The sequence below is a fragment of the Oleiphilus sp. HI0125 genome (assembly GCF_001635355.1).
Genome location: NZ_LWGF01001087.1, coordinates 1 through 628, shown reverse-complemented (window position 1 = coordinate 628; position 628 = coordinate 1). Strand labels below are relative to the sequence as shown.

At 45.9% G+C, this 628-nt stretch carries 1 protein-coding gene; it reads left to right on the top strand.

Annotated elements, in window-relative coordinates; translation table 11 throughout:
* Window positions 1–260: hypothetical protein (locus A3762_RS28460; protein ID WP_231878859.1), on the top strand; the 260-nt coding region annotated here is incomplete at its 5' end.
* Between the last annotated feature and the right edge of the window lie 368 nt (window positions 261–628).

Genomic DNA, 628 nt, shown 5'->3' with positions numbered 1-628 from the left:
AGATTATTGTCTATCAAGAGACAAGCGCGCCTTGGCCCATCACAAATCGCAACTTCGTTCTGAAAATGAAGGTTTCGCAAACAAACTCAAACAAGGCCGTCGTTAGGTTTTCAGCACTTGTGGAACCTGATGTGCCCGACCAAGACTGCGTGCGCGTGACGGAGCTAACTGGAGGCCGGACGCTGACACGAGAAACACCCACTTTGCTGCACATCATCTGTGAAACCTCTGCTGACCCTGCTGGAGATATTCCTGCGTAGTTAGCGAATGCATTTGTTGTAGACCAGCCTTTCAATACACTAAAAAACCTTAGGAGCATCGTTCAGGGTAAATAAGCGGGGGCTGACACCTACATCTTGTGACACCCATATCTTTTGACGCTCACATCGCTCTACGTCACAGACTACTGAGCAAGATCTACGCATACTAAGCAAACTTGCTGATTCACTCATCGTTAAAGCAAATAAGGATATTCGCTTACCGTGCCTAGTATGCCCCGCAACATTTTAGAAGTCCGTTTTATACATATCATTACGCATTGTGCGATCGTGCTCTTATCAGTACTCGCACTTGCTAGCCCTAGTTTTGGATGGGAACTAGTAAAAGACAAAGAAGGTATTCAGATATA